Origin of the sequence: Candidatus Kapaibacterium thiocyanatum (assembly GCA_001899175.1) — a bacterium.
GTDB classification, from domain to species: Bacteria; Bacteroidota; Ignavibacteria; order Kapaibacteriales; family Kapaibacteriaceae; genus Kapaibacterium; species Kapaibacterium thiocyanatum.
The window spans coordinates 227,840-244,253 of the sequence record MKVH01000002.1 but is presented as its reverse complement, the minus strand read 5'-3'; the positions used below and the strand labels follow the sequence as shown (position 1 = coordinate 244,253).

Below are 16,414 nucleotides of genomic sequence, written 5' to 3'. Positions count from 1 at the left end.
ACTGGTACAAACTTACGCCTCACTCCGATGCCAGTCAACCGCTTTTTTGCCTTATCGCGGTATTGCAGCCGTAAGACTCTGATTTTGCGATGGGATGCAGTTATCCACATCCTTATCCACAACTACCGGACCTCGACGTGAGTATCGCGACCTCCGCTCCTGCCCTCTAGTCAAGGCCCTTGATTTACAATGCCTTGTCCCGAAAACAGGTGAAACCGGGCCGATGGGTGGGCCGATGCACTACGACATCGTAAACCTGCGGTGGAACGCATCGACGACCGTCGCCTCCACCTCGTCCATCGTCACCGGCCGACCCGCTTCGGCGGCGATCGACGTCACGGCACGGTCCGAAATACCACACGGAACGATATACTGAAACTCTCGCAAGTCGTTGACAACATTAAGGGCAAAGCCATGATACACGACCCACTTCCGGCAGTGGATTCCGATGGCGCAGACCTTGCGCTGGCTATCCACCCATACCCCTGTCAGACCGTCCACCCTGCCACCGATGATACCGTAGGCAGCTACGGTGTCGATGATGGCATCCTCCACCGTCCGCAGATACCAGTGCAGGTCCGGTTTGAGGGTCGTCAGGTTGAAGACGGGATATCCCACGAGTTGACCGGGATTGTGCAGGGTGACGTCGCCTCCCCTGTCGATGGGGACCACGGAGACGCCCTGGGCTTCCAGCAGGGGCCCTGCGGCGAGGATATTGGCATCCGTGCCGTTGCGGCCTACGGTGATCACCGTAGGATGCTGGCACAGTACCAGCGTATTCGGCGCCTCACCCCGTTCAACGCGAAACGCCAGCTCTCGCTGGCGTTCCCAAGCTTCGTCGAAAGGGATCAGACCCCATCGTTCGACTGCGATCATGATCGTTCGTACGTCAGAAGTTCACGGACTCGTTGTAGGCGATCGCTGCGGCTTCCATCACGGCTTCGCTGAGCGTCGGGTGAGCGTGGATCGTCTTGAAGATCGTCTGGCCCGTCGCTTCCAGCGTACGTGCCAGGCCGAGCTCGCCGATCAGCTCCGTGACGTCCGGACCGATCATGTGAGCACCGAGCAGTTCACCGTACTTCGCGTCGAAGACGAGCTTGACGAAGCCCTGGGGCTTGCCGATGCCGTGTGCCTTGCCGCTGGCCGTGAACGGGAACTTGCCGACCTTGACTTCGTAGCCTTCTTCCTTGGCCTTCTTTTCCGTAAGACCGATGCTGGCCACCTGGGGCTGGCAATAGGTACATCCGGGAATGTTCTTGTAGTCCACGCCGTCCGTGTGATGTCCGGCGATGTGTTCACCGACGACGATACCTTCGGCCGTGGCCTTGTGTGCAAGCCACGGTGCCCCGGCGATATCGCCCACGGCATAGATGCCGGGCACGTTCGTGCGGCAGAACTGATCGACCTTGATCCAGCCTCGCTCGACGTTGATGCCGACGTTCTCAACGCCGATGTTCTCGATGTTGGCCTGGACGCCGATGGCGTTGAGTGCGAGATCGGCGTTGAGCGTTTCCTTCGAGCCATCCTTCTTCTCGATGATGATCTCGACACCCTTGCCCTTCTTCTTCGCGCTCAGGACCTTGGCTTCCGTGACGATGGTCATGCCTTCGCGTTCGAAGGTCTTGCGCAGTTCCTTCGACACTTCCTCGTCTTCGACGGGAAGGACGCGATCCTGCATTTCGATGATGGTGACCTTGGCGCCGTAGGCATTGTAGAAGTACGCGAACTCCACGCCGATGGCACCGGCACCCATGACGATGAGCGAACCCGGAACCTTCTGCTGGAGCATGGCTTCCGTGCTCGTGAGGATGGTCTCGCGATCGACATCGATACCGGGAATCGTGCGCGGGCGGGCGCCCGTGGCGATCACGATGTTCTTGCACGTGATCACGTCCGTCACGTTCCCCTTCTCGTCCTTGACTTCGACCGTCGTAGTATTCTTGATCGAGCCATGACCCTTGATCTGGGTGACCTTGTACTTCTTGAAGAGGAAGTTCACACCCTGGCTCATGCGATCAGCGACACCACGGCTGCGCTGGATCACCTTCGGGAAGTCGACTTCCACGTTCTTGATGCCGAAGCCGTAGTCATCGGCATGCTTCAGGAAGTTCATGTACTCGGCGTTCTTGAGCAGGGCCTTCGAGGGAATGCACCCCCAGTTGAGGCAGACGCCACCCAGACGGTCGCGCTCGATGCAGGCGACGGTCTTGCCGAGCTGTTGTGCACGAATGGCGGCAGGATAACCACCGGGGCCGCCACCGATGACGACGACGTCGAACGTATGCTGATTCATTGTGTTCTGGGACTCTGGTTTGGGATTCGCGAAACGCCGCACTCAGGACGTGTATTCGACGCCTTCGTGCAACAGCGGATCGTTGATGGCAACGGCATTGTTCTTCTTGTAGTTGAGAGCCGTCGTGAACAGGAACAGTCCGGCGAAGAAGAGCCATACCGTCAATTCCTGCCACGAGAACATCACCTGCGGATGATGGGCGCCCGAACCATGGGCCACGACCTTCGCGACGGCAGGCATGATGATCCATGCGAGGTCGATGAAGTGCGACACGAGGATGATGACGGCGGCCAGTACGAGGACGGTCGTCTTGCGCTTCACATCCTGGCGCAGAAGGACGGCGAACGGGATGATGAAGTGCACGAGGATGAGGGCATAGAAGAAATACTCCCAGCCACCTTCCATACGCGAGGTGAAGTAGATCGTTTCTTCGGGAAGGTTCGCATACCAGATGATGAAGTACTGCGAGAACGCGATGTACGTCCAGAACACCGAGAAGGCGAACATGAGCTTGCCGAGGTCATGGAAGTGCTCTTCCGTGATGTACTCGCGCAGATGACCGGCCTTGTAGAGGGCGACGGTCATGATCGTGATGCAGGCGATGGCCGCCACGAAGTGGCCGGCGAACGTATAGACGCCGAAGATCGTGGAGAACCAGTGCGGTTCGAGCGACATCAGAAGGTCGAAGGAGCAGAAGGAAATCGTGAGAGCGTAGACGAGCACCCACGGCGCGGCGCGCTTCCAGTTACGCTTCGTCGGCTCCATGTCGTTGGCCGTATCCTGCTTGATGGAGTTCCCCACGATATGCCTGTACATGGCGAACCACAGCAGTGCATAGAGACCGAGGCGGACCACGAAGAATGTCGTGTTGAGATAGATTTCCTTCTTCATGAGGAGCGGATCCTCATGAACACCGTGAACCCATTCGTAGATGGGATGGGGCGACATGAAGATATGGGCGACGATCGGCAGGAAGCCGACGGCCATCCACGGGATGAAGCCCGTGAAGTTCTCGGCGATACGGCGGATGGACGAACTCCAGCCGGCACGCGTCAGGTACTGCAGCGCCGAGAAGAAGATCATCGTCACGCTGATACCGGCGAAGTACCAGAAGCCGAGGATGTAGTCGGCCATGAAACGCTCGAGCCCGCTCACCGCGTACGTCGCGATGGAGCCGATGACTCCTACGACCAGCAGGATGAGACCAAGACGCTGGACCTTGGCGATGAGTGGCGTCGATCCAAGATTGACCTGAGACATGTTCACTGTTCCCGTTTATTGTGCGTTCGTGGATTCAGCCCCTTGCAGGGACCGCAGGTAATACACGATCGCCCAGCGATCGGTCGGCGAGATCTTGTCGGCATAGCTGGGCATGAGGTTCTGCCCTGCCGAGATGATATGATAGAGGCGCCCATCCGTCAGTGCGGACGTTTCGGGACGCGTCAGGTTCGGAATACCGGCCCATTCGCCGCGCTTGGCGACGCGCGATTCGCCCTTTGCATCGTAGTTGTGACACGGCGAGCAGAAGACGTTGAAGCGGTTCTGACCACGGGCGAGGACGAAGGGCGTCTTCGGCAGACCGGGATTGACGTTCGTCGAATCGACCTTGTCCAGATCGCCCTGGGCGAGCGGATAGACGTTCTGGCCACGGGCAACCGTACCTTCGACGGGTTCACGAACGCTCTTGCGATCGGCGAAGAAGGCGTTGGCGGACTGCGGGATGGCCTTGAACTGGTGGTCCATGTTGGACAGGAATTCCACCGGTCGCTCCGTGCTGAACCATGTGATCTTGCCCCAGAGAACGAGCACGACGAAGACCATAGCGGCCAGGCCGAGCACGATCCAGATAATCGGAAGCTTGCGTTTAGATGAGTTCATGATCTGCGGTCGATCGTGGTAGTGGTCAATTACGGAGCTGTCACGAGGTGGGCGTTGGATGCACCCAGGCGGTGCAGGAAGTCCAGCGTACCCTCGGCGGAGAAACGGTCGTCATCGGCATCGATCGTCACCACGAACGTATCGTCCGTAGCCTTCTTGAAGCTGGCGTCTTCCTGATAGTCGTTGTACCAGGTTGGCAGACGGCAGAGATGGAAGAGGCCGACGACCGTAAGGATGGCTGTTCCGAGGATGGACAGTTCGAAGTCCACCGGAATCGAGAACTGCCATGCGAAGAACGGCTTGCCGCCGATGTTGAGCTTGTAGTCGTAGGCACCCGTCCACCACTGGAGGCCGAGAGCCGTGGACAGACCGCCCAACAGTCCCAGGAAGGAGAAGTACGGCAGGATCGTCCGCTTTACACCCATGGCCTTGTCCAGGCCGTGTACCGGATACGGCGTGTGGATGTCCCACTTCCTGTATCCAGCGTCACGGATCTTCGTGGCCGCTTCGGTGATGGCGTTGGGATCGGTGAATTCTCCGATGACGCCGATGGGAGTTGCACTCATGTCGCGTTCCTTGTTCTAGCGTTCGTTTCGTTGATCAATGTCCCTGTCCCACGTGATGCCCTTCACCATGATGGTGATGCTTCGGCTGGGCACCGGGCAGAATGCTCTTCACTTCGGCGATGGCGATCACCGGAACGAATTTGGAGAAGAGCAGGAAGAGGGTCAGGAAGATGCCGAACGTTCCCACGAAGATGGAAATCTCGACCCACGTCGGCGAATAGTATCCCCACGATGCGGGGAGGAAGTCGTGGTGCAGCGACGTCGCGATGATCGTGAAGCGCTCGAACCACATACCGATGTTGATGAAGATCGAGATGATGAACATGAGGGGGATGTTGCGACGCAGCTTCTTGAACCAGTAGACCTGGGGCGAAACGACGTTGCACGTGACCATCGTCCAGTATGCCCATGCATAGTCGCCGGACACACGGTTGATGAAGACCCACAGCTCGTACGGATTACCCGAGTACCATGCGATGAACAATTCCATCCCGTAGGCGTAGCCCACCATCATACCCGTCGCGAGCATGATCTTGTTCATGTTGTCCAGGTGCTTGAGCGTGATGAACTGCTTGAGATCGAGGATCTCGCGAGCGATCACGAGCAGCGTCATCACCATTGCGAAGCCGGAGAAGATGGCACCGGCAACGAAGTACGGAGGGAAGATCGTCGTGTGCCATCCAGGCAGGATACCTACCGTGAAGTCGAAACTCACGACGGAGTGCACCGAGAGTACGAGCGGCGTGGAGATACCGGCCAGGATCATGTAGGCGATTTCGTACGTGTGCCAGTGGCGCGTCGAGCCCGTCCATCCCAGCGAGAGCACGCCGTAGATCTTCTTCGCGACGTCGTTCTTGACGTAGTTCCGCAGCGTGGCGAGGTCAGGAATGAGACCGACGAACCAGAACAGCGCCGACACCGTGAAGTACGTGTTCACGGCGAACACGTCCCACGCCAGCGGTGACCGGAAGTTGATCCACATCTGCATCTGGTTGGGATACGGCAGCAGCCAGTAGAACAGCCACGGCCGCCCCGTATGCGTCAACACCATCGTCATGGCACAGACCACGGCGAAGATCGTCATGGCCTCCGCCGATCTGTTGATGGCCGTACGCCACTTCTGACGGAAGAGGAAGAGGATGGCCGAAATCAGCGTACCGGCGTGGCCGATACCGATCCAGAACACGAAGTTGGTGATGTCCCAACCCCAGCCGATGGGATTGTTGAGACCCCAAACGCCGATACCCTTCGTTACCGTGTAGTAGAGCGCGAACAATCCCCACCCTGCCAACGTGAGCGTGAAGCCCAGCGTCAAGAGATACTTGGTGGTGATCTTCGTCTCGACGATGCTGGCGATGCGAACCGTGACGTCGTGAATGGTTGGATTTCCAAGCACGAGTGGCTCGCGCACCGGCTCGTCGTGCGCTGAAGCGTTCCGAAATTTTTCCTGTTCCTGGACGACACTCATGTCGACATCCTGTGAACTGTTCGTTGTACTGCGTTAGGAATGATGTCCAGTGCTCGCCGCTGCCGTGCCTGCCACGTTACGTACCTTGGCGAGGTAGGTAACCGACGGACGGACGTTGAGCTCTTCGAGAACCTTGAAACCGCGTTCGTTCTGCATAGCCTTGGATACACGGCTGGTCTTGTCGTTCATGTCGCCGAAGATGATACCACCAGCCGGGCATGCTTCCTGGCATGCCACGACGGCCTCGCCGTCCAGGACCCGCGTACGGCCCTGATCCTTGGCGTGATACTTGGCTTCGTGCAGACGCTGCACGCAGAACGTGCACTTCTCCATCACACCGCGCATGCGGTTCGTCACGTCCGGATTGAAGACCAGATCGAGCGGCGAACGCTGTTCGGTGTTGAAGTTGAGGAAGTTGAAGCGGCGAACCTTGTACGGACAGTTGTTGAGGCAGTACCGTGTACCGACGCAACGGTTGTACGTCATTTCGTTCAGACCTTCGGGCGAGTGCGTGGTTGCGGCAACCGGGCAGACGTTCTCGCACGGTGCGTTCTCGCAATGCTGGCAGAGCATGGGCTCGTTGATCGTATGCGGATTCTCCATGTCGCCGGCATAGTACCGGTCGAGACGGATCCATTGCATTTCACGTCCCTTGAGCACCTGCTCCTTGCCTACGACGGAGATATTGTTCTCGCTCTGGCAGGCGATGACGCAGCTCGAGCATCCCGTACAGGCACTCATGTCGATCACCATCCCCCACCGATGCCCCTTGTACTGATAGTCGGGCGTGACGGAGAGCGGAATGAGGAACTTGCCGTCCGTCCCCTGGTCCGGGAAGTGCGTATGCAACGATTCGAACTTCTTGTCCTTGACGTCGCCGAACGTGATGGCCTTGGCCACTTCACGTTCGCCATGACCATCGTCGAGCGTATGGTGGTTCTGCGTCGTGGCGATGCGATGACGCTTGCCTTCTTCGACGGAAGCCTTGGCCGCGACGTAGGCGACGGTGTTGCCCGCAGGCGCCACGGGATAGGCGTTGGAGCCCACACCCGTCATGACGATACCACCGGTCGTGTGGCCATAGCCGAGTTGGGTGGCGATCACGTTGTCGGCCATACCTACCTGAACCCAGACAGGCAGCTCGACCGAACCGTCGGCAGTCGTGACGACGATGACTTTCTCGTTGGCCTTGACGACGTCCTTGGGCGCGTCGCTCGGACAGAGACCCAGGGAGACGGCCGTCCTGGGGCTGATCAATGCGACGTTGTCCCAGGTGATCTTCGTGACGGGGTCGGCGAGTTCCATCAGCCAGCCGTTGTTCGCGAGCTTGCCGTCATAGATGGCGAGCGAGGGGGTGGCGATGACGACCATGCCGGCAGGAGCGACCCGCGCAGGCAGTGCCGAACCGGCAGCGGCGTTGACGACGGCGGTGGAAACGGCCGTGGCCGACGGTGCGAGGACACCGTCCTGCAGTACCTTGTTCCAGGCCTGCTGTCCACCGACCTGCGAGAGCCAGCGATTCTGGACATACGTGTAGTACGAAGCCGTCTCGCCGAGGAAGGCAGGATCTATCTTCTTCGCGACGGCGATCAGCGTGTCCTGGATGGACAGGATGCCTTCGTTCAGCGGTGCGATCAGTGGCTGCTGTACCGTGAGCGTACCATCGCATGAAACCGCATCGCCCCACGATTCCAGCCAGTGCGTAGCCGGAATGCTGAGCGTGGCGAGTCGTGCCGTTTCATCTTCGTACAGATTGACCGCGAACCGGTTCGGCACCTTGGCGAGGGCCGTGCGGAATGCGCGATCGGCGGAAAATTCGGGATTGACGTCACTGAATATCACGGTGTGGATGGCACCATTCTGCATCTCGTTGCGCAGGGCTTCGATGGCGGGCCACTTCGCATGGCTGTACGGAAGGACGCAGGCCGGGTCGATGACCTTGCCCGTGCCTACGGACTCGAGTGCGTTCGTGATGTTGAGGGCGATGGCATGGGCACGCGGCGAGAGATGGGCGCCTGCAAGCACCACGGCATGTCCGTGAGCGGTCTTCAGCGCGGCGGCCGCACGCTCGGCAGCGGCGACCGTCGCGCCTTCGGCCGCCGATGCGAGCTCGGCACCGATGGCACCGGTCGTGACGACGTTCTTTTCGATGACTGCGAGATAGGCTTCGAGTTGCGACGGATGCAGCTTCACGCGCTCATCGGCATTGGCACCCGTCAGCGAATACTGTGCCTCGGCGATGATGAGAAGGGACATCTCGGGCTTTTCCGAGGTAGGAACGCGGTTCTCCGAGAAACGTCCGGTGTGATACAGTGCGAGCTTGTCGGTACCGAGAATGTCTGCTTCGACGGAAACGATGACCTTGGCCTTCGAGATATCGGGCACAAGTTCGCCGTCGATGCCGAGAACGGCCTTGTTGGCGGTGGCGGCATTGTCGGAAACGATGGCGGGCATCGTCACGAACGTGATGAACGGCATCGCCGTCGAGATCTCGTTCATGAGCGCCGCATAGGAGGGCGATGCGTGATCGTCGATGAGAACGGCGACCTTCTTCCCTGCCGCCTGGGCTTCACGCGCGGCGTCGGCGATCCTGGTCACGGCGTTCTCGTACGTCGTCATTCCCTTGTTGATTCGCGTGCGGCGAATACGATCGGGATCATAAAGCGACAGCATGGTGGCCTGCATTTCCGACGACGCCCCACCCCTGTTGCTCGGATGGAGTTCGTTGCCCTTCACCTTGATCGGACGCCCTTCCCTGCTGCGGACGAGGGCGCCGTATGCCGCGTTGCGATGCGAATACACCGTGGCGTAGTCGACGGGCAGGCCTGGTGTCGGCGTCTGCAGGGACTTGACGGTAGGGACCAGTTTCTGTTCCGGGCGCCTGCACGCGGCAGCCGTCAAAGCCATCGATGCCGACATCAGCGTCATGAACCCACGACGGCTGACGGGCGTGTCCATCACGGGCGCAGTCGTTGCGCCTTCGGCGAACTCGCCTTGCTCGCCGGCCTTGTTGCCGGCGGCAAGATCTTCGATGCTTTTCCAGGTGGTCGCGTTCGAAGCGTGGAGCGAACGATCAGACATATGCTAACCTAGAAGATGTTTTTTCAGAGGGAGATCAATAGTGGCACGACGAGCAGTTCTCCGGTCCGAGACCGGCCTGCTTCGGATGAGGGATACCGTCGACCTGGTGTGCCGGTACGGGACTTTGATACGCCCCGAATGCCGGTTCCGTGAGAGGCTTCGCCTCGGCCACCTGTGCCTTGATAGGCGTGTAGAGATAGGCACTGTCCTTCAGGTTCTTGACGTCGTGCATCACACCGGTGAAGATCCCCGATATCGGCCGGGCTCCCACGATACGATCTTCCGGATTGCGGTGACAGTCGAGACACCATCCCATCGTCAAGGGCTTGTACTGCGACACCACACCCATTTCTTCGATGGGGCCGTGGCACGACTTGCAGTCGATCTGCGCACGGATGTGGCGGCTGTGGTTGAAGTGCGCGTAGTCGGGCACCTTGTGGATTCTCACCCATTCGATCGGAGTTCCCGTTTCGAAGCTCTCGCGTACGAGCTTGAGCTTCGGACTGTCGGACTTCACGAGCGTGTGGCAGTTCATGCACGTCTGCGTACTGGGTACGGGCGAGTGTGCCGATACTTCGACACCCGTATGGCAGTACTGGCAACTGATCTGCAGATTGCCCGCATGCAGCTTGTGCGAAAACGGAACGGGTTGTTCGGGTCGATAACCGACGTCGGCCACGTCATTGCGGAAGCCGAAGTAGCCTACGAGAAACACCGCTGCCGCAACCGTCGCGACAACAGCGCCACCGACCTTGACACCTAAATCAAACCGGCGTGAGAACATTCACTACCCTTTGGAAAAAGTCGCGCAAATATCCTGAAAAAACCGCAGTTATTCAACGTGGCCGGAGCCGTCCGAACCGACACGTTGCACCGCTTTGATACGCCGTGCGATGACGACGGTAAACACCGTTAGTATCGTCATCGGTACGGCCAGCATGAAGAGTACCGACCACGAGTAGGACTCTCCGACCGAAGCATTCTGCGATCCCTTGACGTAGCTGTCCTTGCATGCCGGACAGGCCATGGCATAGGAGCTCGCGAGCAGGAACAATCCGAATGCCGAAACGATCAATCGCGTCATCATCGCTGCCTCCGCTGTCAGGCGAAGAATTGATACAACATGAAGTACACCAGCACGCCGGTCACCGATACGTAGAGCCAGATCGGAAACGTGATACGTGCTATCCGTCGATGCTTCTCCACCTTCATCTTCAGTCCGCGGAACAGCGTGATGCTGGCCAGGACCGGTACCACTGCCGCCAGCACGACGTGCGTGAACAGCAGGATGAAGTAGAAGATGCGCCAGCCGCCCGTACCCTTGAACGTCGTGTTGTAGGATCCGGTCGTCTGATAGAGATGGACCTTGTGCAGCAGGTAGCATGCGAGGAATGCGATCGAGACGACGAAGGCCGTCAGCATGCACAGTCTGTGTTTCGCGATCTCCTTGCGCTTGATGAAGCGCAGGCCAGTCAGCAACAGTACCGTGCTTATCCCATTCAACGTGGCATTCACTGCCGGTAACCAGTCCATGATCCCTTGTCGTTTGTTCGCCTCAGTCGGCTTTCAACTGAGATAGTATCGTCTTCAATTGCGCGACCCGCGCCGTATCCGCACTGTCGAAGTAATCCCGGATACGCTGTTCTCCATCCACGAGAACGAAGCGCGTGCTGTGCATCTCCGGTTCGACCGGGTCCATCAGCGCGAATCCCTTGACCGACAGCTCGCGGACCGAGTCCGCCGACATCCGCACGAAGTGCCAGATGCCCTGCTTCGCCCCGAATCCTTCTCCGTATCGCTTCATCTCTTCCGGCGTGTCGGTCTCCGGATCGGTCGTTATCGACACGAACCGGACGCGGTCGCCGAACTCCTTCTGCAGGCCTGCCTGCACGGTATTGAGTGCCGGGCAGACGCTCGGACACGTCGTAAAGAAGAACGATGCGATCCACCACTTCCCGTTCAATACGGTGGATGAGAACTCGCGCCCATTCTCGTCCGTCCCACGTACGACAGGCGCCTTGCGCATCGGTGCATGCACGCCTTCGGGGTCCGCGGCCGGTTGCCGCTCTGCCGCCTTCGGAGTACAGGCCGCCAGCACCGTGGCCACGAGGGCCACGACCGTTAGCGAGTGTATGCCCACGACTCGAGGAAGTTCAGCGCGAACGTCAGCACGCAGAACAGGAATACGGGAACATAAACGAAGAAACGGATGAACGGGTTGTCGAACTTGAGATGCATGAAGATGTACATCACGGCCACGACCTTGATGAGGGCGATGATGATACCCACACCTACGTGAGCCACGTCTCCGGGGATGCCCAGTACCGAATGCGGGAACGGCAATGCCGCAGCGCCGACGGTCAGCAACGTCAGTCCACAGAGGGTGTAGAACACCTTCATGTACTCTTTGATCGGATTACCGTGTTCGTGCGATGACATAGTTGCTCCTTAGTGTCCGGCGTGGTACGGAATCATGAGATACAGGGCCGGGAAGATGAAGATCCACATGAGGTCGACGAAGTGCCAGTAGAGACCGAGAACTTCGACCTTGACGGGATAGTCGTATCCGTTCTTCGAGAACGACTTCGAGAACATGTAGAGCATCGGAATGATACCGCCGATGACGTGCAGGGCGTGGAAGCCGGTCATCAGGAAGTAGAAGGAGAAGAAGATCGTGTGGTTCTCCTGTCCCGGGAACAGACCGTCATGCCACTTGGCGCTGTATTCGAAGGTCTTGACGATGAGGAAGCCGAAGGCTCCGAGAATCGTGAGGCCGAGGAACAACTGGAAGTTCTTTCTGTTGCCACGCTCGAGGTTGAGGATGGCCAGCGCCATCGTCAGTGAACTGGCGATGAGGATGAAGGTATTCGTCAGCGCCAGAGGCACGCTCAGGTGGTGCGAACCCTGACCGAACAGCTCGTAGTTGCTGTTGCGCAGAACGATGAATGCTCCGAAGAAGCCCGAGAAGAACATGAGCTCGGAAGCCAGGAACGCCCACATGGCCAGCTTTCCGTTCGGTATCTTGGTTACCGGCTCATGCGAGAGATTCAACGCGATCGACATGGTCCACCTGTGTAATGATTGGTCGTTTATGCTTTGTCGAGGAACATGAGGAACAGCACGCCCATGAGAACGGCATAGGACGTCAACAGGACACGTCGCGCCGCCGCATGATCACCAATACGCACGAAGCGCACCGATTCGGCCGTAAGCCATAGTCCCAGTAGCGATGCCCCGGCCGCATAGAGCCAGCCCGTGACACCGAGAATGGTCGGGAACAGGATGGATACGAGCATGCAGACGCTGTAGAGCGTCATCTGCACACCGAGTACCTTCCCGCTGTCGTCCTGCAATGCGCGAAGGACGAAACCGCCTTCGCGATAGTCGTTGCGATACATCCACGACAGCGCCAGGAAGTGCGGCATCTGCCAGAAGAAGAGGATTGCGAAGAGCACCCATGCAGGAGCGTCCATCGTTCCCCGTACGGCCGTCCAACCACCTGCGAAGGGCAGTGCGCCAGGAATGCCTCCTACGAGAAGGGCCAGCGACGACGTCCGCTTCATCGGCGTATAGACCGCGAGATAGAAGGCCCACGTGGCCACAGCGAGCAGGAAGGTCAGCATGTTGACGTTCCACAGGAGGGCCGCACCGACGATGGTGAGAGCCATTCCGAAGACCGTCGCCGCCCCTGCCGTGATACGTCCGCTGGGAAGCGGTCGCGTGGACGTTCTCTTCATCCGCGCATCGTGCTCGCGTTCCATCACGTGATTCATCACGCAGCTTCCGCTGCTGATGGCGAGCGTGCCGACCATCGTGGCACCGAAGTGCAGCCACGAATCCATGGAACGCACCGCCGTCATCACATCCGTCGGTATCGCCAGGTAGTAGCCCGCGAGCGTCGACAACGCCACCATCTGGCTGATGCCGGGCTTGGTCAGCTCGTAGTACTGCCGCAGTATTCCATCGGATGCCGTCTTTTCCATGACGGCGTCCGTTGCAGGTAACACTCCGGCGGCGATATCGTGGTCGTGCGTCGACATGCCTCATCGACTCCCCTGCCCTACGGCCACGGAATGCATGACATCCGCACGGCCCGACGGGGCGACGTGGAATCGCAACATCGTATACATGGTTATGGTGTTCAGTGCGAGCAACACCACGCCGGTCATGACGTGGAGCGTCGTCGCCAGCTCGCCGCGCGCCGTCCACAGGATGGCGGCACCGAGCAGTATCTGTACGAAGACGAGGACCAGGGCCGCCGTCGACGTGAGTGCGACACGACGGAAGTCGCTGCGGCGGCGCCAGATCATGACCCACTGGATCACGACGAGGAGCGCCACGACATAGGCCGTCGTTCTGTGTGTGAGATGGATGACGACCTGGGCGTACTGCAGGAGCTCGGACGACGGGAAGAACCCTTCGTCGCTCCACTGCGGGAAGCTCGTGCTCACACCCCAGGCATCGGTATGGCGCGTCAATGCGCCGAGGAAGAACTGCACGAAGGTCAGGGCCCACGTCGTACAGACGATCATGGTCGTCGTACGTCCGGCCGTCGCAATACGGCCACCACGCTGCTGATTGCGCCATGCCTTGCTGGTGAGCAGGGCGATGCCGATGACGATCATGAAATAGATCTCGGCGAGCATGCCGTGCGTCGTCGATGTCCAGTCGGGAAGATTGTTGCGCACGGTATATCCGCCGAAGCAGGCCTGCAGGCAGACGCCCACGAAGGCCGCCTGGGCGAGCCAGTGCACGCGTACGGCATCCTTCTCGCGCGAAGCGCGGACGAGGAAGGCCGCGAGGCAGACGGCAAGCAGGGTCATGACGGCTTCCATGAACCCACCCGGCATGGAGTTGATGCCTACGAGGGCCGTGGCCACGACGAGGAATATGAAGCCGTCGAGCGCCATGATGCTCTTGCCCGCGCGTCGTTCACGCGGAATGGAGCGATACGAGACCAGCAGCACGAGAACGGTGACGAGACCGACGACGCTCGCGAAGAGCCGGTGTCCGTGCTCCCAGAACCGGTCGGGAACGGTAAGCCATTCCGACGGTGCATAGGTGAGCATGGGCGCGGCATTGGACGTCGGCCAGTCAGGAAACGCCATCCCCGATCGCGTCGTGTTGACGTGACCACCCCAGACGATCAGTCCGAACGTCAGCATACACAAGGCTACACTGATCCAGTGCAGCCTCGTGATCGATCGGTCGTTGTCGGAAGTGTTCATGATGGTATGCCCTGGTTTCACCGACTCCGCGTCAGTGCGCTCCGAAGACGTTGTTCTCGGATTGGTCGTCCACTACGATGGTATGGTGATGCACCGATACCGACTTGCCCGGCTCCCACTGCGGCCAGTAATCCAGCTCGCGGCCCGCGGCGCTGTACTCGTACGGTCCGCGATACACCGTGATGTCGCGATCGAAGTTGCCGTGGCCGGGATGTGCCGGAGCTGCCCATTCGAGCGAGTTGGCGCGCCACGGATTGCGCGGGGCCTTCTTGCCGAACTTGAGCGAGTAGAGGATGTTGAAGATCAGGATGAGCTGGGAGAAGCCGAGGGCGATGGCCGAAATCGTGATGAATTCGTTCACGCCAGCCAGACCCTTGAGGAAGTCGTAGACATTCGGATCGTAGATACGGCGCATGTGACCGCCCACGCCGAGAATGTGCATCGGGAAGAACGTGAAGTTGAACGTGATGAACGTCCAGTAGAAGTGCTTCCGTCCCCATGACTCGTTCAGCATCTTGCCGAACATCTTCGGATACCAGTAGTAGATACCGGCGAAGATGCCGAAGAGCGATCCGCCGAAGAGCACGTAGTGGATGTGGGCCACGATGAAGTACGTATCGTGGATGTAGATGTCGACGGGTGCCGAGGCCATGAATATCCCCGAGAGACCGCCGATGATGAACATCGAGACGAAGGCCAGGGCGTTGAGCATGGCCGTCGAGAACTTGATGTTACCACGCCAGAGCGTACCCAGCCAGTTGAAGACCTTGATGGACGACGGAACGGCGATGACGATGGTCGAGAGCATGAACGTCGTACCGAGGAGCGGATTCATGCCCGACTGGAACATGTGGTGCCCCCAGACGATGAAGCCGAGGAAGGCGATGCCTCCGATGGCGAACACCATTGCCTTGTATCCGTAGATCGGCTTGCGCGAGAAGGTCGACAGCACGTCACTCACGATGCCCATGAGGGGCAGGATCATGATGTAGACGGCAGGGTGCGAGTAGAACCAGAAGATGTGCTGCCACAGGATGGGCTGGCCCGTACCGACGTTGAAGCCGTGGGACGAAGCCGTCACGAGGTGGTCGGGCAGGAAGAAGCTCGTCTTGAAGAAGTTGTCCATGAACAGCATCGCCAGACCGCTCGCGAGAACGGGCGTTCCGAGCGTGACGATGATGGCCGTGATGAAGATACCCCATACCGTCAGCGGCATGTCGAACAGCTTCATTCCCTTGGCGCGCTTGTTCAGGACCGTCGTGACGTAGTTGACGGCGCCCATGATGGACGAGAAACCGACGAGGAAGAGCGATATCAACCAGAGGGTCTGTCCGCTCAACACCATCGGTGGCAGCGTCGTGACGGCCGACAATGGTGGATAGGACGTCCACCCCGCCCCGCCGTATCCGGTTTCGGTGAAGAATCCGGCCATCATGATGAGACCGGCGGGCGGCATCAGCCAGAACGACCACATGTTGAGTCGCGGCAGCGCCATATCGTCCGTACCGATCATCAGCGGTATGCAGAAGTTGCCGAACATCCCGACCGCGAGCGGGATGATGACGAAGAAGATCATGATCGTGCCGTGCATGGACAGCAACTGGGCGTAGAACTCGGGCGTGATGACGCCGCTCGCCGGTTCCGTCACCCACGTATCCGGCAGGATGGAGCCGATCACGGGAACGGGCTTGCCCGGATAGGCGATCTGCCAGCGAATGAACAGCGCGAAGGCCCCGCCTACGAAGAGGAAGAACAGCGATACGAGCATGAACTGCTTCGCGATGACCTTGTGGTCCGTCGAAAACAGATACTGCCTGTACCACGGGAGCGCATGGTGCTCATGTCCGTGCTCCTCGGAGGCGGACTCGGGCGCGTGTAGTGTTGCTGTGCTCATGATGAC

16 protein-coding genes are annotated in these 16,414 nt (G+C 59.3%); all 16 read right to left on the bottom strand.

Annotation, left to right across the window (positions count from 1 at the left end):
• Positions 1-240: 240 nt before the first annotated feature.
• The 16 genes from BGO89_01370 to BGO89_01295 all read right to left on the bottom strand — a co-directional run bounded on the left by BGO89_01370 (position 241) and on the right by BGO89_01295 (position 16,408).
• Entirely contained in the window at positions 241-876 is a 636-nt protein-coding gene (locus BGO89_01370) for a lipoyl(octanoyl) transferase (GenBank protein OJX61258.1), read from the bottom strand.
• Positions 877-889: 13 nt separating this feature from the next.
• Positions 890-2,293 (bottom strand): dihydrolipoyl dehydrogenase, encoded by a 1,404-nt coding sequence (locus BGO89_01365; protein ID OJX61257.1) that lies wholly within the window; start codon positions 2,291-2,293, stop codon positions 890-892.
• A gap of 42 nt (positions 2,294-2,335) precedes the next feature.
• Positions 2,336-3,448 (bottom strand): hypothetical protein, encoded by a 1,113-nt coding sequence (locus tag BGO89_01360; GenBank protein ID OJX61372.1) that lies wholly within the window; start codon positions 3,446-3,448, stop codon positions 2,336-2,338.
• A gap of 120 nt (positions 3,449-3,568) precedes the next feature.
• Positions 3,569-4,114 carry a hypothetical protein gene (locus BGO89_01355; protein ID OJX61256.1) on the bottom strand — a complete coding sequence of 182 codons (546 nt, stop codon included), beginning with the start codon at positions 4,112-4,114 and terminating at the stop codon, positions 3,569-3,571.
• A gap of 86 nt (positions 4,115-4,200) precedes the next feature.
• The gene (locus tag BGO89_01350) at positions 4,201-4,737 is read right to left on the bottom strand and encodes a hypothetical protein (GenBank protein ID OJX61255.1); all 537 of its coding nucleotides are present in this window, start codon (positions 4,735-4,737) and stop codon (positions 4,201-4,203) included.
• Positions 4,738-4,771: 34 nt separating this feature from the next.
• On the bottom strand, positions 4,772-6,148 hold the full coding sequence (locus BGO89_01345) for a hydrogenase (GenBank protein ID OJX61371.1): 1,377 nt from the start codon (positions 6,146-6,148) through the stop codon (positions 4,772-4,774).
• Between the two features lie 90 nt (positions 6,149-6,238).
• Positions 6,239-9,286, bottom strand: coding sequence for a hypothetical protein (locus BGO89_01340; protein OJX61254.1), 3,048 nt, complete (start codon positions 9,284-9,286; stop codon positions 6,239-6,241).
• 34 nt (positions 9,287-9,320) lie between these two features.
• A complete protein-coding gene (locus BGO89_01335; protein OJX61253.1) occupies positions 9,321-10,001 on the bottom strand; it encodes a hypothetical protein in 681 nt (226 codons plus the stop codon).
• A gap of 117 nt (positions 10,002-10,118) precedes the next feature.
• Complete coding sequence (locus BGO89_01330) at positions 10,119-10,373, bottom strand: hypothetical protein (GenBank protein ID OJX61252.1); 255 nt, start codon at positions 10,371-10,373, stop codon at positions 10,119-10,121.
• Positions 10,374-10,387: 14 nt separating this feature from the next.
• Entirely contained in the window at positions 10,388-10,819 is a 432-nt protein-coding gene (locus tag BGO89_01325) for a hypothetical protein (GenBank protein ID OJX61251.1), read from the bottom strand.
• Positions 10,820-10,841: 22 nt separating this feature from the next.
• Positions 10,842-11,402, bottom strand: coding sequence for a hypothetical protein (locus tag BGO89_01320; protein ID OJX61250.1), 561 nt, complete (start codon positions 11,400-11,402; stop codon positions 10,842-10,844).
• 5 nt (positions 11,403-11,407) lie between these two features.
• A complete protein-coding gene (locus BGO89_01315; GenBank protein OJX61249.1) occupies positions 11,408-11,725 on the bottom strand; it encodes a hypothetical protein in 318 nt (105 codons plus the stop codon).
• A gap of 9 nt (positions 11,726-11,734) precedes the next feature.
• Entirely contained in the window at positions 11,735-12,349 is a 615-nt protein-coding gene (locus BGO89_01310) for a hypothetical protein (GenBank protein ID OJX61248.1), read from the bottom strand.
• Between the two features lie 26 nt (positions 12,350-12,375).
• On the bottom strand, positions 12,376-13,326 hold the full coding sequence (locus BGO89_01305) for a protoheme IX farnesyltransferase (GenBank protein OJX61247.1): 951 nt from the start codon (positions 13,324-13,326) through the stop codon (positions 12,376-12,378).
• Between the two features lie 3 nt (positions 13,327-13,329).
• Positions 13,330-14,514 carry a hypothetical protein gene (locus tag BGO89_01300; protein OJX61246.1) on the bottom strand — a complete coding sequence of 395 codons (1,185 nt, stop codon included), beginning with the start codon at positions 14,512-14,514 and terminating at the stop codon, positions 13,330-13,332.
• 31 nt (positions 14,515-14,545) lie between these two features.
• Positions 14,546-16,408: a cytochrome c oxidase subunit I gene (locus BGO89_01295; protein OJX61245.1), complete on the bottom strand. Its 1,863-nt coding sequence runs from the start codon at positions 16,406-16,408 to the stop codon at positions 14,546-14,548.
• Positions 16,409-16,414: the final 6 nt, after the last annotated feature.